Annotated in this window: 23 protein-coding genes; 7 read left to right on the top strand and 16 right to left on the bottom strand. The window is 43.4% G+C overall.

Annotation, left to right across the window (positions count from 1 at the left end; translation table 11 throughout):
• The first annotated feature begins 78 nt into the window (after window positions 1-78).
• A complete protein-coding gene (locus DK188_RS09500; RefSeq protein ID WP_111670568.1) occupies window positions 79-270 on the top strand; it encodes a cold-shock protein in 192 nt (63 codons plus the stop codon).
• A 40-nt stretch (window positions 271-310) separates the two neighbouring features.
• On the opposite strand, the gene DK188_RS09495 is transcribed toward DK188_RS09500, so the two are convergent.
• Entirely contained in the window at window positions 311-2,800 is a 2,490-nt protein-coding gene (locus tag DK188_RS09495) for a mechanosensitive ion channel family protein (RefSeq protein WP_111670567.1), read from the bottom strand.
• Between the two features lie 204 nt (window positions 2,801-3,004).
• Between DK188_RS09495 and DK188_RS09490 the strand changes: the two genes are divergently transcribed.
• From DK188_RS09490 to DK188_RS09480, 3 genes are all read left to right on the top strand, one after another.
• On the top strand, window positions 3,005-3,433 hold the full coding sequence (locus DK188_RS09490; RefSeq protein WP_111670566.1) for an Hsp20/alpha crystallin family protein: 429 nt from the start codon (window positions 3,005-3,007) through the stop codon (window positions 3,431-3,433).
• A 251-nt stretch (window positions 3,434-3,684) separates the two neighbouring features.
• Window positions 3,685-5,190 carry a trypsin-like peptidase domain-containing protein gene (locus tag DK188_RS09485; RefSeq protein ID WP_111670565.1) on the top strand — a complete coding sequence of 502 codons (1,506 nt, stop codon included), beginning with the start codon at window positions 3,685-3,687 and terminating at the stop codon, window positions 5,188-5,190.
• 89 nt (window positions 5,191-5,279) lie between these two features.
• The gene (locus tag DK188_RS09480) at window positions 5,280-6,554 is read left to right on the top strand and encodes a serine hydrolase domain-containing protein (protein WP_232825703.1); all 1,275 of its coding nucleotides are present in this window, start codon (window positions 5,280-5,282) and stop codon (window positions 6,552-6,554) included.
• A gap of 175 nt (window positions 6,555-6,729) precedes the next feature.
• Here the strand turns inward: DK188_RS09480 and DK188_RS09475 are convergent, their stop codons facing one another.
• The 13 genes from DK188_RS09475 to DK188_RS09415 form a co-directional block, all read right to left on the bottom strand.
• Window positions 6,730-7,473 (bottom strand): DUF3667 domain-containing protein, encoded by a 744-nt coding sequence (locus tag DK188_RS09475; protein WP_111670564.1) that lies wholly within the window; start codon window positions 7,471-7,473, stop codon window positions 6,730-6,732.
• 247 nt (window positions 7,474-7,720) lie between these two features.
• Complete coding sequence (locus DK188_RS09470) at window positions 7,721-8,185, bottom strand: hypothetical protein (RefSeq protein WP_111670563.1); 465 nt, start codon at window positions 8,183-8,185, stop codon at window positions 7,721-7,723.
• A gap of 138 nt (window positions 8,186-8,323) precedes the next feature.
• Window positions 8,324-8,809 carry a hypothetical protein gene (locus tag DK188_RS09465; protein WP_111670562.1) on the bottom strand — a complete coding sequence of 162 codons (486 nt, stop codon included), beginning with the start codon at window positions 8,807-8,809 and terminating at the stop codon, window positions 8,324-8,326.
• Window positions 8,810-9,119: 310 nt separating this feature from the next.
• Entirely contained in the window at window positions 9,120-9,638 is a 519-nt protein-coding gene (locus DK188_RS09460) for a hypothetical protein (RefSeq protein ID WP_111670561.1), read from the bottom strand.
• A gap of 16 nt (window positions 9,639-9,654) precedes the next feature.
• A complete protein-coding gene (locus DK188_RS09455; protein WP_111670560.1) occupies window positions 9,655-10,290 on the bottom strand; it encodes a DUF2971 domain-containing protein in 636 nt (211 codons plus the stop codon).
• Between the two features lie 447 nt (window positions 10,291-10,737).
• Window positions 10,738-13,875 carry a WD40/YVTN/BNR-like repeat-containing protein gene (locus DK188_RS09450; protein ID WP_111670559.1) on the bottom strand — a complete coding sequence of 1,046 codons (3,138 nt, stop codon included), beginning with the start codon at window positions 13,873-13,875 and terminating at the stop codon, window positions 10,738-10,740.
• Window positions 13,876-13,957: 82 nt separating this feature from the next.
• A complete protein-coding gene (locus DK188_RS21460) occupies window positions 13,958-14,452 on the bottom strand; it encodes a DinB family protein (protein WP_157963210.1) in 495 nt (164 codons plus the stop codon).
• Entirely contained in the window at window positions 14,442-14,873 is a 432-nt protein-coding gene (locus DK188_RS09440; RefSeq protein ID WP_198672994.1) for a DoxX family protein, read from the bottom strand. Before DK188_RS09440 ends, DK188_RS21460 begins: the two co-directional genes overlap by 11 nt.
• 82 nt (window positions 14,874-14,955) lie before the next feature.
• Window positions 14,956-15,636 (bottom strand): Crp/Fnr family transcriptional regulator, encoded by a 681-nt coding sequence (locus tag DK188_RS09435; protein ID WP_111670556.1) that lies wholly within the window; start codon window positions 15,634-15,636, stop codon window positions 14,956-14,958.
• The gene (locus DK188_RS09430) at window positions 15,629-16,717 is read right to left on the bottom strand and encodes an ATP-grasp domain-containing protein (RefSeq protein ID WP_111670555.1); all 1,089 of its coding nucleotides are present in this window, start codon (window positions 16,715-16,717) and stop codon (window positions 15,629-15,631) included. The genes DK188_RS09435 and DK188_RS09430 overlap by 8 nt, the downstream gene beginning before the upstream one ends.
• A 3-nt stretch (window positions 16,718-16,720) precedes the next feature.
• Window positions 16,721-17,158 carry a YHS domain-containing (seleno)protein gene (locus tag DK188_RS09425; protein ID WP_111670554.1) on the bottom strand — a complete coding sequence of 146 codons (438 nt, stop codon included), beginning with the start codon at window positions 17,156-17,158 and terminating at the stop codon, window positions 16,721-16,723.
• A gap of 146 nt (window positions 17,159-17,304) precedes the next feature.
• Window positions 17,305-18,738 (bottom strand): DUF6600 domain-containing protein, encoded by a 1,434-nt coding sequence (locus DK188_RS09420; RefSeq protein ID WP_157963209.1) that lies wholly within the window; start codon window positions 18,736-18,738, stop codon window positions 17,305-17,307.
• 439 nt (window positions 18,739-19,177) lie between these two features.
• The gene (locus DK188_RS09415) at window positions 19,178-20,071 is read right to left on the bottom strand and encodes a hypothetical protein (RefSeq protein WP_111670552.1); all 894 of its coding nucleotides are present in this window, start codon (window positions 20,069-20,071) and stop codon (window positions 19,178-19,180) included.
• A 309-nt stretch (window positions 20,072-20,380) separates the two neighbouring features.
• Here DK188_RS09415 and DK188_RS09410 point away from each other — a divergent pair, with 309 nt between their 5' ends.
• Entirely contained in the window at window positions 20,381-20,968 is a 588-nt protein-coding gene (locus DK188_RS09410; protein ID WP_111670551.1) for a hypothetical protein, read from the top strand.
• Window positions 20,969-20,976: 8 nt separating this feature from the next.
• Here DK188_RS09410 and DK188_RS09405 read toward each other — a convergent pair whose 3' ends face one another.
• Window positions 20,977-21,546 (bottom strand): hypothetical protein, encoded by a 570-nt coding sequence (locus tag DK188_RS09405; RefSeq protein ID WP_111670550.1) that lies wholly within the window; start codon window positions 21,544-21,546, stop codon window positions 20,977-20,979.
• Window positions 21,547-21,691: 145 nt separating this feature from the next.
• Here DK188_RS09405 and DK188_RS09400 point away from each other — a divergent pair, with 145 nt between their 5' ends.
• The gene (locus DK188_RS09400; protein WP_198672993.1) at window positions 21,692-23,764 is read left to right on the top strand and encodes a tetratricopeptide repeat-containing sensor histidine kinase; all 2,073 of its coding nucleotides are present in this window, start codon (window positions 21,692-21,694) and stop codon (window positions 23,762-23,764) included.
• A complete protein-coding gene (locus DK188_RS09395; RefSeq protein WP_111670548.1) occupies window positions 23,761-24,510 on the top strand; it encodes a LytR/AlgR family response regulator transcription factor in 750 nt (249 codons plus the stop codon). Before DK188_RS09400 ends, DK188_RS09395 begins: the two co-directional genes overlap by 4 nt.
• A 43-nt stretch (window positions 24,511-24,553) precedes the next feature.
• Here DK188_RS09395 and DK188_RS09390 read toward each other — a convergent pair whose 3' ends face one another.
• On the bottom strand, window positions 24,554-25,903 hold the full coding sequence (locus DK188_RS09390) for a hypothetical protein (protein WP_111670547.1): 1,350 nt from the start codon (window positions 25,901-25,903) through the stop codon (window positions 24,554-24,556).
• Between the last annotated feature and the right edge of the window lie 86 nt (window positions 25,904-25,989).

Genomic DNA, 25,989 nt, shown 5'->3' with positions numbered 1-25,989 from the left:
AATAAACGATTATTTTGTTTTTTTCGATCTAATATTTACTTTTAAATCACTTTCAGTTACAATTTATAACAATTCATTATGTTTACCGGAACAGTAAAATTTTACAATGAAGCCAAAGGTTTCGGATTTATCGTTGATGACCAAACTCAGGGAGATGTGTTTGTACACGCTACCGGTTTAGTGGACAAAGTCGAGCAAAACGACAAAGTCACTTTCGACATCAAAGAGGGTAAAAAAGGACCAAACGCCATCAACGTCAAAAAGGCCTAAGAAATTCAAGTGAATGTATTAGTGTAAATTATCCCCTGAATCATGATTCGGGGGATTTTTTTTGTTTTGAGGGTTCGTTGAAATCCTCAGGCAATTCCTTGATATAAACATCTCTTTTTGGAAATGGAATCTCAATTTCATGTTCATGGAATGTTTCAAAAAGTGCCTGCATCACTTCATTTCTCACATCGATGTAGATGTCCATCGATTCTACCCAAAACAGCAATCGGAAGTCCACTGAGTTTTCACCAAAATTTTGCATGAGTACCTTTGGTCCTGGATATTTCATGATCCGGGCTTGGTTCAAAACCTCCTCCATCAGTTTTTTGACTAGGGCCATGTCAGATTGATAAGCAACACCGATGAGGAGCTCTATTCGTCTTCTTTGGTCCGAAAGAGTCCAGTTGATGAGGCTTTGAGATAGCAAATCCCCATTTGGTACAATGATTTCCGATCCGTCGTAGGCGAGAATTTTACTCGCCCTGATCCCCACTTCCTTTACCTTGCCACTCATTGTTCCCACTTCGATGTCATCACCTATCTGAATCGGTCTTTCAAAGGCAAGGATTAGCCCTGAAACCAGGTTGTTGATAATGGTCTGGAGTCCAAATCCGATCCCCACAGAGAGTGCTCCCAAAACGATAGTGATCTTATCCAGAGGGATTTTGGCAGCTGTAGCTGCAATGAAAAAACCGACAGTCAACACTCCAAGTCGAATGATAAGCACGCTGCTTCCAAGCTTTTTGGATCGGATATCTCCTGCCTTTTGATCTTTTATAGAGAAAAAATAGGCCACGTTATTGGCCAATATAGATGAGCCATAGATCAGGCCTGCAAAAAGTAGAATGGCACCAAATGAGAATGGAGTGTTCCCTAACATTCTTTCTTTTGAAAGGAATTCACCCAAGGTGTCATTGAAATAATTATTGAGCGATAAATTATGCAATAAAATCATCAGCCAAAAGATCACTCCAATGGCTAATAGGAGGCTTTTCATTCTTTTTTGAATCTCATTGAAATTCAAGAGAGCATCGAGGGCATCGTGCTTTTTATTGTTTTCCACTAGGATATATACGATTTCCAAAGTGACTTTCACAAAGAAATACAGCGAGATTGCCTGCATGAAGCTTACCACTCCTGCTACGCTTAGGATTTTTGCCAAACTGAACCTTCCAAAGAGATTAGCTAATATTCCAAGTAGGAGGAATGATCCGGATATGATTCGAATCAAGTTGACGAATTTTTCTTCCGATTGGTCAATTGACGAAAAACGGATGGATTTGAACCTCAGAAAAACCAATACTGCGAGGATGTCACCAAATAGGTAATACATACGTTCTTGGTAGGCGATTTCCCAGTAGAGATTACTCAAGGTAAAGGATACAAAAACCACCAATAAAATCACCCATTTGACTCGGATAAGGTTGCCGAATGAGCGGAAAATCAGGATGGTGGAGAAAAAAATCTGAATAAAAATGGTCAGCGTAATAAAGTTGATGGATCCTTGTTCAAAAAGGAAGAATAAAGCTGGAATCAACGAAATTACTACTCCTGAAAACGGCGATTTTCTCAAAAACCTCAACCTGCTCAAGATTAGATCGGAGTTTTCATCTGTGAGTTTAATTTTTCTCAATATTCTCAATACCAAAAAGTAGAAGGCCAAAATCAATAAAACCGACACCAGGATACTCAGCCCTTGTCCGTCTAGTTGTCGGTTTAGAAGAAGGAAATTGATTTTCAGGGAGTCCAGCGTGATTTTTAAAATGGACTTGGGCGATGGGATCGAATAATCTTCCCATAGGTAGTTGATCTCTTTGGTGAAGAGGGATTTCTCGAGGATATCCTGGCTTTTGTCTACATATTGGTTTAGGTCTCTGATCCGGATGGTATTGAGGCTGAGTTGTGACTGAAATCTGGCTGCGAATAGAATCTCCCTGAAAAGGGTGCTGTCAAGCGTGTGAATGCTTTTTTTGAGACGGTCGATTTCTGCAATGTAATTGGGCAGGAGCAGGGTATCTCGTATTCTAAATCTAAATAGATCATCATTTCTGATGATGGACAAGAGACTGTCCTGGATATTTAATTTGTCTAACTTTTCTTGTACTGTTTCATCCAGTTCATCATTTGCCTTTTGGGTTTTTTCCAGAATTCGATTCAAGGCATTGACATACCTGAAGTTGAATTTAGTCACAGGGTTTTTGGTCCGGCTTTCCAGGCTGGTGAGTACTGACTCTATTCCGGCAAGTTCTGTGTACAGGAAGGTTGAATCCATTTTTTTTTCGAGCTCCATCCTGATGTCATTCGAAAGTAATGTGTAGGACTTTCCTTTTTTGATCAATTCTTCCAGCGAAGGAACGATCTCATTTTTGTTGGCTTTGGACAATGAATCCTCGGGCTCTACCAGTAGAAGTACATCTTTGGTAGACATCAAAAGACTATCTTCTTTCGTAGGAGGGAGGTTGGATTGCCCCATCAACTGGATAGTGAAAAATGGATGCGCTAGCAAAGCAAATAAAATCAGGAGACGCATGGCTGTGGATGATTATTTCTAAAAATATGAATTTCTTCTTGAAATAATCAAAATCAATTGACAACCTTAAAACCGGATTATTGCGCCACATTGACATGCTTTTTGAAGAAAAATAGCGCCAATCAAGACAGAATGACTGAAATTTTCGAGTGGTATGGATTTTACAGATTAGGAATCATCTAATCATTATAACCAACAACTACTATGAAACTGGTGAGATATAATCAACTTGATCCACAAATGCCAACTACCTTCAGCGGGATGCTGGATAGGTTCTTCAATGATTCGGTTGGCGCCAACTTAAAGCAATTTAGCCCAGCGGTAGATATCGCAGAGGATGACAAATCCTACGAAATCCATGTCGCAGTACCTGGGATGAAGAAGTCCGATTTCAAAATTGACCTTTTAGATGGCAAATTGATCATCTCAGGAGAACGGAAACTTGAGGAGAAAAAAGAAGGTAAAAACTTCCACAGCATTGAGACACAATTCGGGTCATTCCGAAGATCTTTCTTCATTCCAGAAGATGTGATGGAGGATCAGGTGGAGGCGGTCTATGCCGACGGATTCCTCAAATTGGTGCTACCCAAAAAGGAGAAAAAAGTAAATAAGGCAACGATCGAAGTGAAATAAATGAAGAGTGGGGAAACCCACTCTTTTAATTTCTGTTATACCTATAAGACTAACATAGATTGCGGTTAAAACTTGTTAATTTGGAACGAAGGACCGATCTATTCCCTTTCAAAATGAGTCTTAAGATGAAAATTCGTGACAGAAATTGAAGTGCCCGTGAGTTCACCGATTTACGAATGGGGATTTTAATCTAGGACACAGGAGGTGTCCTTTTTAGAAATGAATAATAATCATATGAAAACGATAGAATTATGAGCAAGAAACAATTCTTCTTGGGTATGCTTCTCGCAGCGTTTATTGGTGGAGTAGTGGCATTGGCAGGTGTGAGTTTTCTGATCCAGCCACAGAATGCCGGTACTTTCGACGAAAAACAGCAGGCATCCTTCGTCAACCTTTTGTCGGGAGAGGATTTTACCATCCCCGACGGAATCAATTTTGTAGCATCCGCCCAGGCAGTCACCCCAGCCGTGGTGCATGTCAATAGTCAGGTAGCGTTCACTCCTAGAGCTCAGCGTGACCCTATTCAAGAGTTTTTTGGGTTTCCCGATCCAAGAGATGAAGAGAGATCTGGCCGAGGAGGTCAGATGCCTGTAAGTTCAGGCTCTGGTGTAATCATTTCGGCAGATGGCTACATCGTGACCAATAATCACGTAGTGGATGGTGCGACTAAGATTGATATTTCCTTAGATAATAATAAGCGATATGAGGCTACCATCGTCGGTACTGATCCGACCACAGATCTAGCATTGCTGAAGATCGACGCACAAGGCCTTCCTTTTGTGAAGTTTGGGGATTCAGACAATACCAAAATCGGTGAGTGGGTGCTGGCTGTTGGAAATCCATTTAATTTAAACTCTACTGTCACTGCGGGAATTATCTCTGCAAAGGCCCGAAATATCGGGATTCTAAGAGGTGTGGAAAACAACCTTCAGATCGAATCCTTCCTACAAACGGATGCCGTAGTCAACCCGGGAAATTCGGGTGGAGCTTTAGTCAATCTCGCTGGAGAACTGATCGGAATCAATACTGCGATCGCTACCAGTACAGGAACGTTTACAGGGTATTCTTTTGCAGTACCCAGTACACTGGTGAAAAAAGTAATGGATGACCTCATGAAGTATGGCGCTGTGCAGCGAGGACTTTTGGGAGTGAATATTCAGGATGTCAGTCCTCAGCTGGAAGATGCTCTGGATCTCAAATTCCCAGTTGGACAAGGAGTCTACATCGGTAAAGTGAATGAAAACTCAGCCGGTCAGGAAGCTGGTCTGAAAGAAGGTGATATCATCATCGGAATAGACGGAAAAAAGGTAAACAATGTGGCAAATCTGCAGGAATTGGTCGCTAGAAGACGTCCTGGTGATAAAATCGACGTGGAGTATATCCGTGATGGTAAAACTTCCAAAACAACCGCAACCCTTAAAAACTTCTCCGGTGATACTGAAATCGTGAAACGTGAAGTACCGAAGACCTACACATTTGAAGGTATTCAGTTTGAGGATCTGAAAGACGATCAAAAAGCACAGCTTGAAATCTCCGGTGGAGCTTTAATTAAAATGAACAGCAATGAAAACTGGAGAAAAGCTGGGGCAAGAAATGGCTTTATCATCACTTCTGTGATCTCAGACAACGGAAGAACACGAATAAATAATGCTCAGGAAATGATAGATTTTCTGGAGGATTCCAAAGGCGAAGATTTGGTTATTTTGGGAATGTTCCCAGACGGAACAGAATATTATTTTGAAGTCGGTGGAAACTAATGTTTCCCCGACCAAGGAAAAGCCGGCTGATGCCGGTTTTTTTTTGCCTTCTTTTTTATACTTTGATGCCAGTTAATCCCAATAGAACCATGAACCTAAAAATCACCATTTCTTTTCTTTCCCTTTTTGCAGCTCTTCAGATTTCATTTGCTCAGACGATCATCGATGCTGGAAAAATTCCCGTCGAAGGCATCTCACGGGAAAGAGTAGAAAAACTCGATGCCATGCTCGAGGACGCCATCACAAAAGAGCAAGTTCCTGGATTAGTTGCCATGGTCGTGAAAAACGGAAAGGTAGTATACCACTCGGCCAAAGGATTCTCTGATGTAGAATCGGGAAAGGCGATGGAGAAAAACAGTATTTTCCGGATTGCTTCACAGACAAAAGCAATTACCTCGACAGCTATTATGATACTCTGGGAGGAGGGGAAGTTCAGACTGGATGACCCGATCTCCAAATTCATCCCTGAATTCAAAAACCCTCAGGTGCTTAGTGGCTTTCGTTATGCAGATACAACCTACAGCACCAAGCCCAGCACCAGAGAGATTACCATCCGTCATTTATTGACTCATACTTCAGGTTTGGGATATGGTGTAATTGATGGAGATGAGCGAATGAAAATGATTTATCACAAAGGCGGCATCACAGATTTATTCACTACCGAGGCAATTACCATTAAAGAGAGTGTTACCCGCTTGGCAAAGCTACCTCTGCACCATGAGCCAGGTTCTAAATACACCTACTCCGAAGGATTAGATGTCTTAGGATATCTGGTTGAAGTAATATCCGGGATGCCATTTGACCAGTTTTTGAAAACCAGACTGTTTGATCCGCTTGGAATGAACGACACCCGGTTCTATCTTAATGATGCGCAAGCGCCGAGATTGGTGACTGTACACACCCGCAAAGATGGAAAATGGGCTGCTTATCCTGTCACGTTCTATGATCCGGCCTATCCCAAAACTGGTGCAAAAACCTTCTTTTCAGGTGGAGCAGGACTGTCAAGCACGACTGAAGATTATGCTAAATTTCTCCAGATGTATCTCAATGGCGGAATATATAATGGAAAGCGGATTCTAAGCCCACAAACTATTCAGACCATGATGCAAAACCAAGTTGGCGACCTTTGGAATGCGGATCGTTACCATGGAATTGGTTTTGGGGTGGTGACGGACAAAGGTGTGGCAATGGGCGGAATGGGCAGCAAAGGAACCTTTGACTGGGGAGGGTATTTCAACACCCAGTATTTTGCAGACCCTCAGACTGGAATCATCGGACTGATTTTCAAGCAAACTTCCGGCGCAGGCAACGGAGACGAGACCGGATGGAAATTTCGGCAAATGGTATTCACGCTGGTGGAATAAATTCTATTTTCTCCAGACTAATTCTCAAGTCAAAAAAAGAGATTCCCACTTGATCTGCCAGAGATCAATCTGGCAGTTTTTTTTTAAAATTTTCGAATGATTTCGACTGAACCCCTCGCGAGTAGGAATTGGTTTTTTGAAGATTTTATACGTAAAAATCAGTTGAATTTATTTTTCACCAAAGCAAAACTACGGTCAATACCACGGCGAAAAGTGCAAAAAACAAAACTGTCCCCAAGGTTTGAATCAAAAGGCCCTTGAAGATTGCAGCACCCCAACCCGTGGTAAAAAGGTCTTTGTAAGCCCAAATGGCGTATGTATAGCTCGCCAGAATGTAGACCAAATAAAGCGAATCCACCTCCAATACCGATGAAATTAAGATAAAAGGAATGAACATCAGGGTCATCTGGTTGAAAATAAATAGGTTGCCTATGAGCTGTTCCCAATACGTAAAACCCGATTTCCTGAAAAATAGATAGGAAAAAAAGGCGGTGAAAAGGGCTGACACCGCAAACCAAATCGAAAGATAATCCACAAAGACGGATTGATAGACTTCGATGTATCTCTGATTAAATTCTTGCTGCTCAACGCTCATATTAGCCGTCTCCGAATTGCCAAAAGCCAAGTTTTGCTGAATCCAGAAATCAAACTTAACCGTGAGGTAGGTGCTCAAACCTACTATAAACAGAAAATACCGGATGGGGTTGGTGATCGTGAGTCGCTCCGTGTCCAGATATCCGCGGATGATTCTGCCAGGATATTGAAATAAACCGATGACTGTATAGACTATCCCACGATCTAGTTCAAAAATATCTAAGAAGCTTTGGATTAAGTTCCGGAAGGTGAATCTTCGGATTTTTTTCTCCTTTGTGATGATAGCTTCTCCCGTTTCCCAGATTTTTAGAGGTTCTCTAGCCATGGATCCATTTTAAGGGAAAAAGATATTGAAATATTGTCAAATCTTAATGGACAAAATCCAACCGTTAGTCAATACGATTGTGCTGTTTGTTTCCATTTGGGGAATTAGGAAGATTTTTGGAAAAGCTGATCAAGATGAGAAAATGAAAGGCTAAGGGAATTTTGATTGGTGCTGAGGTTGCATATTTACCTCCTATTGGGTCAAAAAAACGGGAGTCAATAGATATGTAAGTTGCAACAATCTTAAATTACCATTCTTGCTTGTCGGAAAATAATACCTCAGGTTTGTCGTCCTTCTTTTTCGGCCAAACACTAAAAAGGGTAAGGTCATTCTCTTCCACTTCATAGCCCATGATTACCATTCCCGAGGTGCAAAACTCGTATTCTAGGAAGAGAATTTTCTGGTTGTCATCTCCGATTTTTCGGTATGTTTTGAGCAGGTTGAAGTCTTTTGGATCACCCTTACATACCTCTGAGAAATAATTCTGAAGTCGCTCTATGGACTTAGCCCTGTTCTGTTCTGCTAGTTCTTCAGGAATATTTACAGGGATGACCCAGGGATGAGCTGCTAATTTCTCCGCATCGTCGAGGTTGCTGAAAAAGGTGTTGGCATCCTTTTCCGCCAGTTCTTCTACGGTTTTGGGTTGGCAGGAAATAGCTAACGTAAAAATACAAGCTAGCAGGAGATTCAAAAGTGAGGATTTCAATTTCATGGTTTTTTGGATAGGTCCTATTCATTCCTCTTGAAATTCACCAGAATAGTAAACTCCAAACCGGTCACTGATAACTTTAGGATATTGCAGAAATTTACGTTCAAAACTGGAGAAGGTTTCTGCTCTTATTTTCATCGGTTAAACGACTCTAATCTTGGGATCAAGTTCAAAGGTTCGGGTTTCTCCTGTTACCTTATTTCGAATGGTAAATCTGATCGTGTACTTAATTACGCCCACTTGGGCGTTGTCCTCGATTTTTGCTTTGGCTTTTTTTCCTCCTCCTTTGATGGGATTGTCCTTAAATGTACCACTGGGACCAGTCCAGGGAAAGTCCAAAAATTTGACTTGAAACTCATTGGGATTTGCTCCGATATTGTCGATTTCCCAGTTGACAAACTTGGAAATGTACGCTTCAGATTCGAAATCCGACGGTTTTCCGCTACTACTTCCACCGTTGTTGTCATCAGACATCTCGGAATACTCCTCCACATCACCCCCGTCAAAAATCGCCGCAGCATCGATTTCAAATTTTATGAAGATATCTCTAGGGTTCTGGGCTGAGGCTGTGCCAATTGTTAACCATGACAGGAGGAATATGGCAGAAAATAGGGGTATACGTTTCATTTTAAATTGATGAGATTCTGGGAAGGCTTATATGGTTTTCATGAATATATTCAATTATTTGAAGTTTATTACAATTTCTTAATAAGTTTTTAGTGAGGCAAAAATTGATTTATCCCTTAGACCGATACACGTCGTTGGCTGATTAATGAGCAAGCCCAGTATGCCGGGAAAGCTATTTTTAGAATTCGTTTTGAATTTCCGGCAGGATCGAGCGTTTAAAAAGCTTCGGTGATCCCGATAGCTATCGGGATAGCGAGAGGCCAGGTTGCAGGGTGGGCAACCTATGCCTAATCCAGTTTGTAAACTACACTTAGGCGGGTAATTTTTTGGGATTGATAGAGAAAGCATAATTCTTTAGATGCATTTCGTTTACCTCAGCATTTTTGCCAAGCCCTTTTCTTGGCCCTGCTTTAATAGGAAAGGAGTCAAATGATTTTTTGATAAGCTTGGTTTGTATGATTCCGTCAAAGGCATTGAATCCGCTAAAAAGGGTCATTGCACAGATCATCGGTCCTTTGATCTCCCTCTTTTCAGCAATGTCATAAATTCCTCTGATTAAGATCCCGCCTTCTCCTTTGAGTTCTTGATTGTCCAAGGCAATATCAACCCCCGAATAATGAAAAAACCAATCTCCGGCCTGTGGTCGGATATGATTTCTGCCATATGTGGATTGGTCAGGATGAGTTTCCGAATTCCAATAGAACTCAATCTCGATCAATCTAAAAAGCTTATCACCTTTCTGAATGACATATTCTTCAAAAAGGGTCTTTGCGATTTGACCAAATCCAGCTTCATTTTCTTTGTCCGGGGTTATTTTTAGGAAAGTCATGAATTAAAATAAGGCATTATACAATATGATTTGATGACATATTGTTCTGTGTTTCATTTAATTCTACTTTAAAATAATTCAAGTCATTATGATCTTTTGTGATTTTTTTTATTAAATCAATTTCAAACTTATTGGCATTCACTCCAAAATATATAGAAGAGAGTTTTCCAGGAAACTTATTTGATAAACCTTTTATACTAGTGTTTTCTTCAATTATAATCCTCCTGATTTCTTGTTCATATTTCCAGGTTTCAAGTTTTTGAGAAATCCAGCTTCCATTCGAGTTTATGTTCAGTGAAAGATGTCCGTCTTTGGTTATTTCAACATTGTCAAGTTTGGTTATTTTGTTATTATAATTTATTTCAATCAATGATGATTTAAAGTTATTATCTTCTGGGCATAAAAACTCTAAACATACACCTCTATGCTCATCTGCATAGTGTGACCACATTAAAATCTCATCTTTTGTTTTTGAGAAGCTGCAAATGCATAGTGTTTCTTTAAAATTTTTATAAATGCTAGTGCTGGTTTGATCATTGAAAAAAGCTTCATAAGGATCGTTTAGGTACTTTAATCTGCTATACCAATTTTCAGTGTTAACCAAGCTCCAGATCAAAAACTTATCAATTTTATGATATTTATATAGTCTCATATTCAATAAATTGATTTCAAGATTCCTTCTTGAAGGAATTAATTGCTTTTTCTTTTTTCATTTTTCTTAAATCATAATAAGTTTATTTCTGGGTGAAGCTTCGCTAGATGTAATCTCTTCTCAGCACCTTTGAAGTTCAGTATAAGGCTGGGTGGAATTTGCAATTCCACCCTCATATCCCTACCAATTTCTAATTGGTCAAGATACTATTGTCAAGGAATCCCATTCCGTTTTTTGTCCAAGAAAGATCTTTCAAAAGCCTTAAACCCCTTTTCAAATTTATCTCTGGCTTTCATACCCGTTGGCCCAAATTCTTCCTCAATCAATTGATCTAAGGTTTTTAGATTCTTTGCTTTCTTACTTTCCTTCATTGCTGTCGCCTTTCATTTATTATGAATTTAGGAATAGCTGGATGGAATTAAAAATCCCACCCAGCTTTTTATTTTCTCACTTCACAAACAAAACACCCACACCCTTTTCACTTGCCAGCTTGTTGAAGGCAGGCACAGCAGTTTGGATCAGTCGTTCGCCTTCGGCTTTGAGGGGTTTCCACTGCTCCATCAGTTCGGCATAGCGGGCTTTGGTGCCTTCGTTGATCCTAGGAATGGAGCTTTCGCCGTGGTTCATCATGTACATGAAGTTGGCGGTAAACTTGTTCGGGAAGTTCTCCACATCATCGTAGGCGGTAGATTTGCGCTGCACCATCTCCTCATCCCAAGTCTGAATTTCTTTGATCAGGGTTTCTGCTGCGGTTTTGAGGTCTTTGTATTCAGCTTTATCATCCAATCTGCTGACCAGATCTTTGAGTTGGTCTTGGTAGGTTTTTGCAGTATTGACCATGGTGTGCATCGTAGTGACTTCGCTCTCGAGTTGGCTCATCCACTCGTGATAGGCTTGGTAGTCAGCTGGAGTCAGGTTGTAGGCAGGAATATCCTTGATTTCTCCTTTGGCTTCGGCAGTCATGCCACCTCCGCTGAGACGAAGGGTATATGTGCCCGGAATCGCTTTATGTCCGGCATAGCTGGACTCGATGTAAGCGGTTGGGATACCCGGCACAGTAGGGTAGCGCAGATTCCACACGAATCGGTTTACTCCTTTGCGGGTAGAGATAGTCTGATCGGGGGAAGGTCCTCCGTCGTAAGACACAAAGTCTGGATTACGCTTGGAACTGAGCTTTTGCACGAGTTTGCCATCCGCATCCAAGACCTCCAAGGTCAGTTCGGTGCTGTCTGCAAAAGTCTCCGGCAAGTGGTAATAGATCACCATGCCATTGGCAGGATTGTGTCCTTGGAAAGGATTCGTTCCGGTGAAGTTATCCAGATTTCCTCCATTCATAGCAGAATACCAGTTGCCAAGGAGTGCTACTTCAGGCGTATAGAGTTTGATTTGATCGACTTTGGGTTGGAGTTCGCGGACGGCATTCAGTTCGTCCAAAATCCAGTAGGAGCGACCAGCTGTGGCCACGATGAGATCATCATGGGCTACTTTCAGATCGGTAATCGGAGTGAGCGGCAGGTTGAGTTGAAAAGAAGCCCAATTCGCTCCACCGTCTTTGGAGATATACATTCCGGTCTCTGTTCCTGCGAAAAGCAGGTTTTTCACCTTGGTATCTTCCCGCACCACCCGAGTAAATGCTCCAGTTGGAATGCCTTTGGAGATATTTGTCCAGGTCTTTCCATAGTCTGTTGTTTTGTAGAGACCTGGGGTGTAATCATTAAATTTGTAACGGGTAGTAGCAATGTAGGCCGTCGCCGGATCGTGTGGAGAAACTTCAATAGCATTGACCAGACATTCCGCAAGGCCTTTAGGCGTGACATTGGTCCAGGTTTTTCCATTGTCACGGGTCAGCTGCACCAGTCCGTCGTCGCTTCCTGTCCAGATGACTCCAGCTTCGTGCGGGCTTTCGATCACATAGGCGATAGTGCCGTAGTTTTCTGCACCCACGGCTTCATTGGTATAAGGCACGCCTCCTTTTCCTTGCTTTTCCTTCTCATTTCGGGTCAAGTCGGGAGATACCTCTGTCCAGGTTTTACCCCAATCCTGAGTTTTGAGCAGAATTTGCGCAGCATGGTAGAAGGTGTTTGGTTCGTGCTGAGACCAGATGATCGGAGCATTCCAGTTGAACCGGTACTTCATATCTTTGGCATCCATGCCGAGGTATTGAATCGGAGCGGCCATGATATTGGTCGAACCTTGAGACTCCATGTCGAGTACTTCGATAGTACCCTGATAGCTTCCTCCGAGCACATACCTTGGATCATCGGGATCGAAAGCCAAGAATGCACTTTCGCCCCCTGCGGAGTAGTTCCAGTGCTCCTGTGTGATGCCTCCACGACCCAAAGCCATGCTAGAAATCACCAGTGAAGTGTTGTCCTGCTGGCCGCCGTAGATGCGATATGGCCACTGATTGTCCACATTGATGCGATACATCTGTGCAGTAGGCATATTGCTTTGAGTAGACCATGTTTTGCCGCCATTGAAGGAGATCGAACCGCCACCGTCATCGGCGAGGATTAGGTTGTTGGCGTTTTTGGGATTGATCCAGAGATCGTGGTAGTCGCCATGTGGACCGTCGATGTCCTCAAAGGTTTTGCCTCCGTCGATCGACACCAAGAACGGTGCACTTTGCACATAGACTTTGTGCTCGTTGATCGGATCAGCGAAAACCTCGATGTAGTACCAAGCTCGCTGGGTGAGTCGGTTGCTTTTGTTGATCAAGGACCAGCTTTCTCCAGCGTCATCAGAGACGAAAAGTCCACCAAGGTCCTTTTCAGTGTCGCTTTCAATAAGCGCATATACTTTGTTTGAATTGGCTCTAGAGACCGAGATGGCCATTTTTCCTTTTTCTTCAGGTAGCCCTTTGTGGATTTTCTTCCAGGTTTTTCCGGAGTCGGTGGATTTGTAGAGACCCGAACCCGGACCTCCTGACTTCACCTGCCAAGGGAATCGCTGATGCTCCCACATGGCTGCGTAGAGGATCTCGGGATAGTTCATGTCCATGGAAAGCTCCACGGCTCCGGTCATGTTGTCCACAAAAAGGACTTTTTCCCAAGTCAAACCACCATCCATAGATTTGTAGACGCCTCGGTCTTCGTTTTGGGCGTGAAGTGCTCCTTGAGCCGCCACGAAAAGTACATCAGGATTGGTCGGGTGGATCTGGATGCGGGAAATGTGTTGGGTTTTCTCCAAACCGATCTTTTTCCAGGTTTTGCCGGCATCGGTGGATTTGTACATGCCATCTCCGTAGGAGGTCATCACGCCCCGAGGAGCATGCTCACCCATGCCGACATAGACGATGTTGGAGTTGCTTTCGGCGACAGCCACAGCACCTACCGAGCCTGTGGTGAAAAATCCGTCAGAGATATTCTCCCAATGCTGTCCTGCATCGGAAGTTTTCCAGACTCCTCCGCCAGTGGTACCAAAGTAGTAGGTCAAGGGGTCATTGACTACTCCAGAGGCTGTGACGGATCTACCGCCACGGAAGGGACCGATATTTCGGTACTTGAGTGGGAGGGAAGAATCGAAGGTTTGGGAATAGGAGGTGAAGCTGCTCAAAAGCAGCAAAAAGACTAATATCCGTTTCATATTCAGCAGGTGGTTTTGAAATGAAAAGATAGGGAAAAAGTCGAAGTTTAGTTTGCTTGGTGCCCAAGATCGGCCGCCAATCTCAGTTATTGGAAGCGAGTTGGCTGTGATAGGTTTGGGTGGATTTGGCTACGCCAAAGTTTACAGGAATGATCACTTCAGGCATCACTTGACAGGCCAGTCTGATCAGTGCCTGATGGTGGACGCAATGCTCAAGGTTATATAGCAATTCGCGGAAAAAAGTGGTTTTTATTCCTTGATTCCCTAAAGATTGATCTTGAAAAAGTGTCAAATCCCTGTCAGGAAGACTGATGTTGGATTGTACCTGCCTGATTTTATCGAGAGCAAAAGCCAGATCATTTTCCAGCTTTGGGTCTCTGGTTCTGAGATCGTAGTTGATCTGTCCTGATTCATATTGGTGGATCAGGCATTCAAAAAGCTCGATGATATGCCTAACATGCTGACCGACAGAAGCTGTGCGAAATACAGGGGAAATGGAAGAATACCTTTCTGGGGGAAGTTGATCCAGTAGATCACTGAGTTCTTGGAGTTGAAGAGCGCAAGCTTTAGCTAACATACCGAGTTTTTATAAAGCTGATCAATTGATTTTTGAAAATAATCACCTGCCCTACACAAGCCAGAAAACAGACCAATGCCAGTCCAAAAAGCTTTCCTCCGTCGTTGTTGAATATAATGCCTATTTGGAAAATATGAGCACCCAAGGCGCCAATCATTATTCCTATGCCCAAAATAGAACCTAAAAGGGTGGTTTTGGGAAATAGAATCAGGGTCGCTACGATCAGTTCGATCACGCCAAGGCTGATTCTGCCTATGGGCTCTACCCCGAGCTGGGTAAATAGCATCACCGAATCCGGATGTGCCCCAAACTTGAAAATCAAAGATTGGATCAGAATCAGCGCAGCCAATATCCGCAGTCCCCAACTGAGGAATTTGGCATTGGTCATCGTATTAGGAGGAAATCCGGGGCCTTGTAGCATCGTGATGAGATTTGGTTTTCATGTCTCAAGATGCAGCTGGATTGGTTTTTGAATTGTCGGGTAACTTGCATTTAGGAGTTTTTTATGCAAGTTCTTTAAGGTTTTTGATCATGATTTCCTTGCGGGAATAGCTGATCAGTCCCTGCTGTTCCCATTCGTTGAACAGCTGGGTGGTGGTCTGTCGGGAGCTGCAGATAATCTGGGAGATTTCTTTTTGGGTGAGAAAGTTGTCGATGCAGACCTGGTTCCCGGTGAACCGCCCTTCGCGATTGGCCCAATCGGTGAGGAATGCAATCAATCTTTCTTTTGTGTTTTTGAAGAAAAGGTTGGAATAATTGTTTTTGATTCGTTTCAACCTGAAGCCGATCAGTTTGGTGTAAGATATCGCCAAAGTCGGATGCTCAGCCAAAAGCCGTTCGAAATCTGCGGTATTGAAGCTGCAAAGAACGACACTGTCTGTGAGCACTTGGGCATATTCATAGCTGCCGTTGTCCTGTCCAAAATTCAGTGAACCAAAAAGTTCGCCCTTCTGAATGATGTCCACGATTAGTTCGTTTCCTTCCTCATCCACTTGGACGATTTTAAGATTGCCACGCTTCAGGAGATAGATTCGGGAGCTTTCATGCTCTCCAAAATCAATCATTTCCCCCTTTTTTGCCCGCTTGTAATTGGTGATGATGCAGAGCTGACGGACTTGGGAGTTGTTCAATACCCAAAAGAGCTGATGATTTCTCAGGTGCCAAAATTTCACTTCCTCACTCATGCGTGTTTTTGATTAGTTGACGGTAGAGCCAAAAATTCCGAAGTAAATCCTTCAGTTTGGGTTCGGGGCGAATGCTGCTGAGCTGAGATCGGGCGATAGTTGCCATCTGCTGAAAGTAGCGGGCAATTTCCCGGATTGAACTCAGGTAAGTTTTGCCATGAGAATAGATATGAATCGGCTCGGAGTTGGCTCCGTTTACTTCCAAAATGAGGATTTCATCGGGTTTTTTCAAGTCAGTGGAGGTATTGACTTTCACGTCGAGTCTCCCGTAGTAGAAGTCCTCTACGTGTCCGCAGATTTCCTGAAAGGCATCCATGATTTCTGAACAGATCAACTGAGAGCGATCCACAAAAGCGGCTCCCTTGCAATGGTTTCCCTTGATACTTAGCTGGAGCAATTTTCCTGAGGCTGGGACTATTTCCAGAAGTTCAGGTTTGATTTCAGCAAGATACCGTTTGGCGCGGGGATGATTTTGGGCTAATTCCAGCACGTTATCCCGGCCATTTCCTACGACCTGAAGCGGGATTTTTTGTGTGATAGAGGTGACTTTAATTTGCCGGGTGCTTGGATCTTTTTGGATGAAAACTCCATATTCCTCACTTTTTGAAATAAACTCCTGGACAATAACCGATTCATCCTTAAAGTCTCGCAGGTAAATTTCAGCTTCCTTTTCATTTCGGATAAGCTTTACTCCCCGGCCACGCTCACCGATATCAGGTTTGAAGATCATTGGAAAAGCAAACCCTGAACTTTCGGCGTTTTGTAAAAGAGTTTTCGGCTGGTGAGGGGATTTGCTCAGGATGCTTTTTGGGATGTTTCTAGGAGCAAAAACTGCTAAAGAATCAAACTTGGAGTAAAGAAACAGCCCGCCGTTTGCCATTCCGGGATTGACTGCCGGAAAGAAATTGAGGTTTCCCAGTCGGATTCCTTGGTATACACCGATTAAGTACATCGGAATATGAATCGTCCAAGCTGGCCAAAACTCAAAGGTATTGGTCAGAGCTGTACTGTCTGCGAACGGCGTGATCGTGGGATTAGGTATCGGATCCTCTGCGACCACTGACAACTCGCTATTGTTCATGCATTAGTTCTTTTTGACAGTCGCCCAATTTTTATTGGCTTTCTGAATCATCGAATCCCGATCTTTCAGCCAGTCTTTTTGGACGTTCAGATTGTAATTTAAGTAGAGTTTGTCATTCACAATAGTCCATGCATCCGGAGAAGTTTTGGCTTTGTAGCCGCCTGCCACTCCAAAGGCACAATAGCCACCATATTGTGGGGCATATTTTTCAGGATTAGCTACAAAGAGTTTTTTGTTTGCTTCTGAGGAAAAGTGCCAATTGGCGCCTTGATAGGCTACTTTGAATTCCTCTTTTCCTTTGACTGGTTTTTTCTCTGTGAAATAGGCTACCGGATCATAGCCGCCTATTGCTTTGTTGTCAGCGAGATAGATCTCGGATTTTTGTGCAAATGAGACCGACTGGAAAGTCAGTAAAATGAGTAGAACGATAACTTGTTTCATAGACCGGAATTGTATTAGTGGATAAAGCAATGACTTAACCTCTGCAAATTTCCTAAATCGTCGATAACCAAATGTCAGCCAAGCGACAACAAAAAAAGCATGGGTTCTTTCGAATCCATGCTTAATTAGTTGGTTTAATTTACTTTTTAATTGTTTCTGCTATTTCCTCTTCCAGAAGTGGAGCTGCCTCTGCTTGGAGTAGCCGGGGCTTCTTTCCTGGCAGCTGGGGCAGTTGACTTTACTTGCGGGGAAGGTCTGCTTGTTTGCGTTCTTGTAGGTGCAGGAGACTGTGATCTCGCAGGAGCGCTACTTCTTACTTGAGGTGTCTGAGTCCGGGATTCCTGAGTCCTTGCAGGTGCTTGGGATGGTCTGGACTGCTGGACAGTTCCTCTGCTAGGAGCCGAAGTTCTGCTTTCGGTTCGGTTCACCTCACCAGAAGGTCTACCTACAGGAGCCGAGCTTCTCGAGCTTGGACTGGTCGAAGGTCTGGTTTCAGTTGATCTGGACGGAACAGACTGTCTGGTTTCCGGTCTTTCGGTTTGGGCAGGTCCGGTGCTTCTGCTTCTGGATTCATTCGGCATTGGCGTCACTTTTGGTCGTTGAGTACCTTCATTTATTGCAGGACTGGTACCTCTGCTTGGAGTAGTTCTGCCAGATGACACGTCTGAATTTTGTCCGCTTCTTCCGGAAGATTCCAATGTTCTGCTAGGAGCAGTTGATCCTGCTGAAGAGTTTCTGCTAGGAGCGTTTTCATTAAGTGTTCTATTGGATCGGCTACTTTTTGCCTGATCGGCCTCTAGTACTCTGGAAGGTCTTGAATTGACACTTGCATTTCTGGAAGGTTGAATTTCCGGTCTGTACACGTTTAATGAGTTTCGGGAAACGGAGGCTCTACCGGGTGAGTTGCTGTTTCTGACTTGGTATACCGGCACATTTCTTCCTGTCACTTGCTGCAGCTCTCGTCTGGATGGGCCTGCTACATAGGTTTGGTTGTTGTATACATAGGTGTTGTTGATGATCGTAGTGTTATTATAGATTTTGACACGAGTTCTTTGAGGCGGACAATACCGATAGGCATAGTGGTGATAGATGCGGTGTCTTGGGAGAAAAACCCAATGAAACGCAGGGAGATTCACCCGAATATTGACCGATACCCCAGGCCCCATTGGTGCCCAGCCATAGTAGCCCCCACCTGTTCTCCAGCTCACCCAAGCCGGTCCCCATTCGTAGCCTGGGATCCAGGCCCAGCTTTGGAAGTAGTCGTCAAAATACCATCTGCCGTAGTGAAAAGGTGCCCAGCCCCAATCATAGTAGGATACCCAGGTATTGCCAAATTCGGTCATGACCCAATGTCCCTCAGTTCCATAAGGATGAAAATCCTGTCGAACTGCAGGGAGCCATATGTACCCGTATCGGGCATCCTTGACCCAGTCTCCATAGGGTGCTAGCTCATCGTAGAAAACTTGAAAGCTGATTCCAGAGTAATTCTTGCTCTCAGCTTGACTTGGTGTAGCGAATCCCAAGAGAATCAGGAAGCTTAGTCCCAAGGTTAGTAATCGGGGGTTAAATCGAGTTTTCATTTGGAGTGTGGTTTAGTAGTGGATTTATTTTCGATGGGGTTGGGGATACTGGTGTTTTGAATTGGTTTAGCTTTTTTCCATTAGGTTTTGCTTTCAATTAGGTAGATGAGTTTGGAGAAAGAAAGGTTGCATGTGGTTGGTCCAAAATCAAGCCAGTTTTGGTAATTTATTCGAAAAGTGAATTGATAAAGTTTTTAAAAATTGAATATTACCTGAAAAATATTTTAACTTAAATAAAAAAATAGATAAACATAATTTTTAAAAATGGAAATTTGTAAAAACTCAGATTTTTTAAAAAAAAATAAGGCTTAATCTACCAAGCGGGGAAGCTAATTTTATAAAAGCTCATGCAGGAATTTTTTTTACTTCATCCAAAAAATAAAAGCCCGAAATAGAGATTTCAGGCTTTTGAATTCATGATTTTGTCACCATCGAGGTTTTAGTCGCATTTTCCGGATTGGCTGGCGAAGTGTTTTTCTCCATTTACAAAAAGCTCTTCGTTGATAAATTTCAGATTGGCCACGAAAGGAGCGAGGCCTTTCTTATCAAAAGTTAAGGTCAATATCGCTTCGGCATTTCTGCCTTCTACCGACCATTTTCCTTTCATCGAGCCTTTGTATTCCGGATTGGAATCTTTCATCATTCCTTTTTTTGAAATGGCGGCTCGGAAGGTTCCATTGCCGCAAAGGTTAACTTTGGTCTCTTGTTTTGCTCCGACAAAACCCTCATAGGAAATCAGCAACTTGCCTGAAAGAAATTCATTCCAATCAAAATCCTCGTAGGGATCCACTTCCCTAGGGTGTGATAGTGAGGCGGATTTGAGAAGGTCTAAAGCCGATTGGTTCGCCATTTCAGCGTTTTGCTCTAAGGAAATCACCAAAACAGTGATGCAGGCATCCCCGCAGCGCGTCGCAGCAAAGGCCCTGTAATCTTTTGGAGGAAGGTAATTGCCAGTGGCCTCGGCATGGGCATAGAGTAAATCACCTTCGATCTTTGGATCCGTAGCTCGGAGGGTAACTGTCTCTGATACATTGACCCCCGATTTCCAGCTTTCGGCCAGTTGATTTAAGTCGACTTTTTCCCTACCAAAAATAAAAATCTCACCAAAAGTACCTGAGGTAGAATTCAACAGGAATACTTCCGTCTCCCTTGGCAGTACACCAACCCATCCCTCCGGTATCACTCCGCTAAATCCGTACCGTGGGGTATAGATCGAGTCGCCGGAGTTGTAAATTTTCCCGGGTTGGATTCGGTTTTTAAGATTTTGGGCAGTGAGTCCCTGCGGAAGAAAGAGCATACCGAGGAAAAAAGCGAAGTAAACAAGTCGGTTCATGGGAAGCTGAATTAATTGGACCTTAAGATACTAGAAAGAATCTTTTGGAAAAATGAAGGACGGTTCCTGTCTCAGATCAATGCCTGCCCCGAAACGATGAATTGAAATTCAGATTAAGGCAAAAACTGGTTTTTGGTTTATTTCAAAAATCCCCCCAATCCCCTCTGGGATTCCCCGGCATAGATACCAGATTCCTGTTTTTTTTTATTCAGGAAATCAGGTTTCGGTGCAAAAAATAAATCAATGGCTGCCAGAAATAAGTAGCGATTTATAGAATACAAGCGGCAGGGTAAATTTTCATAAAAAGTCATGAAAAAATCACTAGTTGTATTGAGTCTCCTTTTGGGAGTTGTTGTATTTACCGGCTGTTCCAGTGATGCTGAAGATCAGCCATCTGTTCAGGAAGGGTACATTCGGTTCAAGTCTGATGGAGTATCAAGGGAATTTATTCCGGGACCTTTTGATAGGATGGGATTTAGTTTTGATGCAAATGGATCAATTTTCAATGCGGGTGTCCAGGTGCTCGGACCTGGCAGTACTGGCACGAGTAATTTTATCCAATTCACCATCAGAAACGAATCTCCCTTTGCTGAAGGGGTGGATTACGACATGCAGGACGCTATTTTATATCAAGGTGTACCTGTCACACGCATTCTTTTTACCTATTCTGATGAAGAAGGGCAACTATACAATGCTGTGCTTTTGGAGGAGAATTTCCCGTTGTTGGTAGTCAAGGATAATGCGATATTTCGCTTCACTTCGATTACAGATGAGTGGGTGGAAGGGACTTTTTCTGCCCTGCTCACTGGACCGGTGACCAACTTGAGTGTGGGAAATCAGGAGCGGAGACTGACAGAGGGTCAATTTCGCATGAAATTGCTGGACCAAACCCCCTGAAGTGTTGTTCAAAATTTCAGTGAAAGGCCAAGATTAAGGTATGCAACCCCGTAGCCAAGCTCCGCAAATGCACCAAGATTTTCTTCGAAATAGTATCTCGCTCCTGCAAAAAGTGTCAGTCCGGCGGTGTTCCCAAAATTACCTGTATTGCCCGTGTTGAACCCCGAATTATCGGAATAGCTGTAATTCAGTAGGTTATAGCTCGCCATCAATCCTCCATAAACATCCAGATGGTCAACATTGATACCAGTAAAGTGAAGTGCTCCTCTGATCCCAATAATGGTATAGTTCCACTTAGATGTCGCATCGATAGATCCGGCGGAAGTTTTGTATGTAAAGCTTTTATAGCCGACATAGCCACCCAGACCTATCACGCCTACATTTCCCGCCTGCGCTATTCCCTGCTCATACATCAGGCTGATACCGGGGACTTGAGTGCTGTAGTCAAAGCTTCCTAAAGAACTCCCGATTCCAATTCCTAAAGAGGCGACTTTTGTGCCTTTTTCAAAGGTCTGCGACCATGAAGAAGTCGCCGCCAATAGCATCACTGCGAACAATACAAACTTGAGTTTTTCCATGACAATGAGATTTTTGAGGGAAAGTTAATCCCGGATCAATTCGCTGTCACCTTTCAATTATTTTCTGCTGGAATCCGCTTATTTAATCTGCTGAATGGCTTTTTTCTGTAAAAATTCCCTATTTTTTTTCTCTAGTTTATTGAAGATGAGGACTCTTGTTTTTTTTGTTGGGTTTTTTCTTTCTGTTTTTCATGCTTGGGGCCAAAGTCAGATTGATTCACTTCGTCTTGAGCTTACCAAACCCGGTCTCCACGATACGGTACGGGTAGCTATTTACAATGACCTGTCCTTTTACTATGCAGGTATTGATCCAATGGTGGGTCTCAGGTATTCAGATTCGGCCTATGTGCTGAGCTCTAGGCTTGGTCTGACTGACAAAGCCATCACTTCCATCAATAACCGGGGTGTCAATTATTGGTATCAAGGCCAAGATTCCCTCGCACTGGAATCGTATCTTCAAGTGCTCCATGCCCATCAAAAATCAGGAAACCGCAAGGGTCAGGCCAGTGCAATGAATAATATCGCCCTGATCAAATACAACCAAGGAGACTATCGCGGGGCTTTAGAGAGTCATGAAGCTTCTACAGCGATCTTTCAGGATTTGGGACTCAGGAAAAATATTCTGAATAGTCAAATGAACACAGGGGTGGTTTTTCTGGCTTTGGCGGACTACCCTAAAGCCATGGAATATTTCCTCAAAGCTCTCCGCCAAACTGAAGATCAGGACGTCTGGGAGAGAGGAAATTTATATACCAACCTCGGTTTGGTCTATAAAAACCTAAACCAACTTACCGAGGCCGAATCCTATCATCGGAAGGCTACCGAACTCTACCGTCAGGAAGGTTTTAAGCAGATGGAAGCCAGTTCACTTGGTAATTTGGGTGCAGTACTGCAGCTCCGGGGAAAGATCGCAGAAGCCGAAAAGCTTTTTTCAGAGGCCTTGATCCTGAACAAGGAGATCGGAAATAAGCGCCGCGTGGCATCGGATTTTACAGCTTTGGGAAGTTTGTATTCGGAAAAGAAAAACGTAGCATTGGCAAGAAAGTACCTTGACAGTGCCGCAGTTTTTTACTCAGAAATCGGAGAAAAACTCGGCCTCTCCACGGTTTTGCTTCAACTGGCAAAGCTTGAAAAAAGTGATTTTTTTGCCAAAAATCTTCAAAAAGCGCTGGAGCTTGAGCAGCGAGCACTCAGTCTTGCCCAGGAATCCGAATCGCTCGAAGCCCAGCGGGCTGCTTGGAAGGCCTTGTCAGAAAGTCAGGAGGAAGCGCATGATTACCTGAACTCGCTTCGTTCCTTTCAGAACTTTCAGGTCTTTCAGGACAGTATTTTCAATGATGAAAATGAGAAAAAACAACTCAGCTTACAGATCGGCTATGAATTCGAAACCCAAGAGAAAGAGCTAAAGGAAGCCTTTGAATCCGAAAAGCAGCTGCTGGAATTGGAGAAAGAAAGTGAGCAGCTAAAAGCCAGTCTGTATTTATTGGGAATTGGAGCAGTTTTGCTTTTTGGGGGTGGGGGATTTTGGGCTTTTCGGCAGCAGGCTAGGAATAAACGTCAGAAGTTGGAGTCGGAACTAAGAGCCCAAATGGCCGAACTCGAGCTGAAAGCGCTCAAAGCACAGATGAACCCTCACTTTATCTTCAATGCCCTGAGTTCGATCAGTAATTTTTTACTGAAAAATCAGCCGGAGGAGGCCGACCGCTACCTCACACGTTTTTCCAGACTAATCCGGAGGATTTTGGAATATTCTGAGGTTAAGGAAATTTCACTCCGTGAGGAAATCAGTCTGATTCGGGATTACATTACGATCGAGTCGCTAAGATTGGGGAAGAAAATTGATTTTGAGGTGATTTTGGAAGAGGATGTGGATGATTCGCTTCTGATGATTCCACCACTTTTGCTACAGCCTTTGGTTGAAAACAGCATTTGGCACGGAATCGCCCCGAGCAAAGAAGAAGGCTTAATAACGCTCAAAGTGTTGAATCAGGATGAATCCTGCCTTTTGGTACTCCGTGATAATGGGACCGGCATGAAGGAATTTGTCCAGATTCCTGAAAAACACCACTCTATGGGAATGAACCTAGTGAAAAATAGGCTGGAAAACCTCAATTTTAAGAATGGCCAGAGCGCGCTATCTATTTTTTGGAAAAATCTCTCCCCAGGTTTTGAAGTCCAACTGACTATTGCTCAACCTAATTCAATGAAATTCTCATGATGCAATGCATAATCGTCGAAGACGAACCCCAAAGTGCCGAAAGACTGCTGACTTTACTTGAGCGCTATCATTCACATCAAGTATCTGTGGAAAAGTGGCTGAAAAGCCCTGCGGAAGTGGTGGACTATTTAAGCAAAAACACACCGGACTTGGTCTTCTTCGATGTGGAAATTAAGGATCAAACGGCTTTTGATTTGATGAGGAAATTGCCCAAAATTGAGTTTAAGGTGATTTTCACTACTGCACATCAGGAGTATGCCTTAAAGGCAATCAAAGTCTCTGCTTTGGACTATTTGCTCAAGCCGGTCGACCGGGACGAGCTAGCAGAGGCGATCCGAAAAATGGAAAAAAGCATCGCCAAACCTGACGCAGTGGAGCAGATGATGGAGTTGATCGCTGAGTTGAAGCAAGAAAAACTCCCGGTCAAAATCGGTTTACCTACACTTTTTGGGCTGGAATATGTGAGTCCCGAGGAAATTATCCGCTGCCAGGCAGATGTGAACTATACCCATATTTTTCTTCGGGATACGAGAAAGCTCACCGTGGCCAAGACACTGAAGGAATATGAATCGATCTTGAGTGCTCATGGATTTTTCCGGGTGCATAATTCTCACCTAATCAACCTTCGAGAGGTTAAATTTTACAACAAAGGAAAAGGAGGTTTTTTGGTGCTGAAAGATGGAACTGAGGTAGAAGTGGCATCTAGGAGGAAAGAGGAACTGCTCCGGAAATTTAACCCCAGATAATCTGATTTCCGTTTTTGTGGGCCCTTCATAAAATCCCTTCGGTTTATAAGGGATTTTTTGCTGCCTCTGGTTTTTCAAATTCTATGATATATTCTGACATATACTTTCCAAGATCTGAGTATTTGAAAAACAACCTAGCCTTCTTGCCCAATCTTAGACTTGTATTCTTTGCTGCTATATCTTCCGGTGAATTCAACGGCTGCAAAGATGGATACCAGAGGACATGACCGGGCTTCTTCAATAAAAGCTGCGGTGTGGACCAAGCCTGAGAATTATCACCATCTCCTAGGTCCTTGTGCGGATTGAATGAAATGTAAATTTCGTCCCCAAACCAAGATTGACCTTCTACTTTCCCCATCAGCATGACCCAGCTTTCTAGATGGGTATTCCAACTGACAGAAGGTCCCCAATGGAAACCGCCCGCGGGAGAAGATGCAGGGCCTCCACCAGATTCCATAGGTATTTGAAGTGATTTTACAGGTTTTCCTATTCCGTCCCAAGCGGCATTAAATCCATTGCCATCCCATCTCATTCCTTTGCCCTGTGGATCGTCTAAATCCGAAATTTTAATTCTTGCGATGCTGATACACTGCCCACTCCATTCTGTTTCGGGAGAGTAGGTGGCAGGATCGTATTCGCCTGGATAGCCATACTCCCCATAAAAAAGGTACAAGTATTCTCCCACTGCAACGGCAGAGGGATCGCCTACTCCTCCTGCGAATGTCTTGGAAGTATTGTGTGGCTTGAGGATCATCCGGTCTTGGTTGTCTTCGAGGAAGAGACCCTTGTTTTCCCAATTCCATCCACCGTCTGTAGATTTCATCACTCCGATTCGAGGAACCGCCGCTGGCGTGATTCGTTCGGTGAGGCCTAAAGGCCAGTCTTTGTCAATATATCCCTCTCCGGTCTCCTCGTTGAATGGAAGTGTTTCGGGATAGTTTTCATTGTGATAAATCGCATAAAGTGTCCGACCTGTAGGATCCCGTTGATCCTGATAAACGGTTTCAAACCAAACCGCCCCATGAAGTCCGGGTTGCCCGACAGCTGCGTTTTTAGGTAAAGTTGGTGCAATGTATTCTTCGGCTGGTGTGCTGAACACCTCATCAGCATTCGCGCCCGATGCAAATTTCAGGTCGTTGGCAAAACCCCACACGGGATCCTCGCCATATTTGCCCGGAAAAATACGAAGGGTATCTCCAACCCATACCTCTGCCATGTTGCAATCCACGAAATTGTTGAAATGAAAGGTATCTGTCTCAATTAATCGAAATTGTGGATTTTGGAGGTTTACCGGATCTTCGTTAGTGGCAAGGTCTGATTGCGGCGAACCACAGGAAATCCAACAAAAGGCTAATCCTGAAAGAAGAAAAATCGAAAATCGTGAGTGGGTCATTTGAGTAGGGATTATAGCCTACTAATTAAGTGAAAAAAGGCTTTTTGGCAAGCCTCCAGTGATTTGTTGAATTTTAAAAGTTTTCA

The sequence above is a fragment of the Algoriphagus litoralis genome, from assembly GCF_003259255.1.
GTDB classification, from domain to species: Bacteria; Bacteroidota; Bacteroidia; order Cytophagales; family Cyclobacteriaceae; genus Algoriphagus; species Algoriphagus litoralis.
This window is presented reverse-complemented; position numbering and strand designations above follow the sequence as displayed.

Excerpts from the sequence above, each read along its gene's own strand:
- DK188_RS09465 (WP_111670562.1), bottom strand. The coding sequence starts at position 8,809 with ATGAAACGTATACCCCTATTTTCTGCCATATTCCTCCTGTCATGGTTA.
- DK188_RS09440 (WP_198672994.1), bottom strand. The coding sequence starts at position 14,873 with ATGCTACAAGGCCCCGGATTTCCTCCTAATACGATGACCAATGCCAAA.
- DK188_RS09415 (WP_111670552.1), bottom strand. The coding sequence starts at position 20,071 with ATGAACCGACTTGTTTACTTCGCTTTTTTCCTCGGTATGCTCTTTCTT.
- DK188_RS09405 (WP_111670550.1), bottom strand. The coding sequence starts at position 21,546 with ATGGAAAAACTCAAGTTTGTATTGTTCGCAGTGATGCTATTGGCGGCG.
- DK188_RS09475 (WP_111670564.1), bottom strand. The coding sequence starts at position 7,473 with ATGGCTAGAGAACCTCTAAAAATCTGGGAAACGGGAGAAGCTATCATC.
- DK188_RS09395 (WP_111670548.1), top strand. The coding sequence starts at position 23,761 with ATGATGCAATGCATAATCGTCGAAGACGAACCCCAAAGTGCCGAAAGA.
- DK188_RS09500 (WP_111670568.1), top strand. The coding sequence starts at position 79 with ATGTTTACCGGAACAGTAAAATTTTACAATGAAGCCAAAGGTTTCGGA.
- DK188_RS09450 (WP_111670559.1), bottom strand. The coding sequence starts at position 13,875 with ATGAAACGGATATTAGTCTTTTTGCTGCTTTTGAGCAGCTTCACCTCC.
- DK188_RS09420 (WP_157963209.1), bottom strand. The coding sequence starts at position 18,738 with ATGAAAACTCGATTTAACCCCCGATTACTAACCTTGGGACTAAGCTTC.
- DK188_RS09460 (WP_111670561.1), bottom strand. The coding sequence starts at position 9,638 with ATGACTTTCCTAAAAATAACCCCGGACAAAGAAAATGAAGCTGGATTT.
- DK188_RS21460 (WP_157963210.1), bottom strand. The coding sequence starts at position 14,452 with ATGTTAGCTAAAGCTTGCGCTCTTCAACTCCAAGAACTCAGTGATCTA.
- DK188_RS09400 (WP_198672993.1), top strand. The coding sequence starts at position 21,692 with ATGAGGACTCTTGTTTTTTTTGTTGGGTTTTTTCTTTCTGTTTTTCAT.
- DK188_RS09435 (WP_111670556.1), bottom strand. The coding sequence starts at position 15,636 with ATGAGTGAGGAAGTGAAATTTTGGCACCTGAGAAATCATCAGCTCTTT.
- DK188_RS09480 (WP_232825703.1), top strand. The coding sequence starts at position 5,280 with ATGAACCTAAAAATCACCATTTCTTTTCTTTCCCTTTTTGCAGCTCTT.
- DK188_RS09410 (WP_111670551.1), top strand. The coding sequence starts at position 20,381 with ATGAAAAAATCACTAGTTGTATTGAGTCTCCTTTTGGGAGTTGTTGTA.
- DK188_RS09495 (WP_111670567.1), bottom strand. The coding sequence starts at position 2,800 with ATGCGTCTCCTGATTTTATTTGCTTTGCTAGCGCATCCATTTTTCACT.
- DK188_RS09490 (WP_111670566.1), top strand. The coding sequence starts at position 3,005 with ATGAAACTGGTGAGATATAATCAACTTGATCCACAAATGCCAACTACC.
- DK188_RS09425 (WP_111670554.1), bottom strand. The coding sequence starts at position 17,158 with ATGAAACAAGTTATCGTTCTACTCATTTTACTGACTTTCCAGTCGGTC.
- DK188_RS09430 (WP_111670555.1), bottom strand. The coding sequence starts at position 16,717 with ATGAACAATAGCGAGTTGTCAGTGGTCGCAGAGGATCCGATACCTAAT.
- DK188_RS09470 (WP_111670563.1), bottom strand. The coding sequence starts at position 8,185 with ATGAAATTGAAATCCTCACTTTTGAATCTCCTGCTAGCTTGTATTTTT.
- DK188_RS09455 (WP_111670560.1), bottom strand. The coding sequence starts at position 10,290 with ATGAGACTATATAAATATCATAAAATTGATAAGTTTTTGATCTGGAGC.
- DK188_RS09390 (WP_111670547.1), bottom strand. The coding sequence starts at position 25,903 with ATGACCCACTCACGATTTTCGATTTTTCTTCTTTCAGGATTAGCCTTT.
- DK188_RS09485 (WP_111670565.1), top strand. The coding sequence starts at position 3,685 with ATGAGCAAGAAACAATTCTTCTTGGGTATGCTTCTCGCAGCGTTTATT.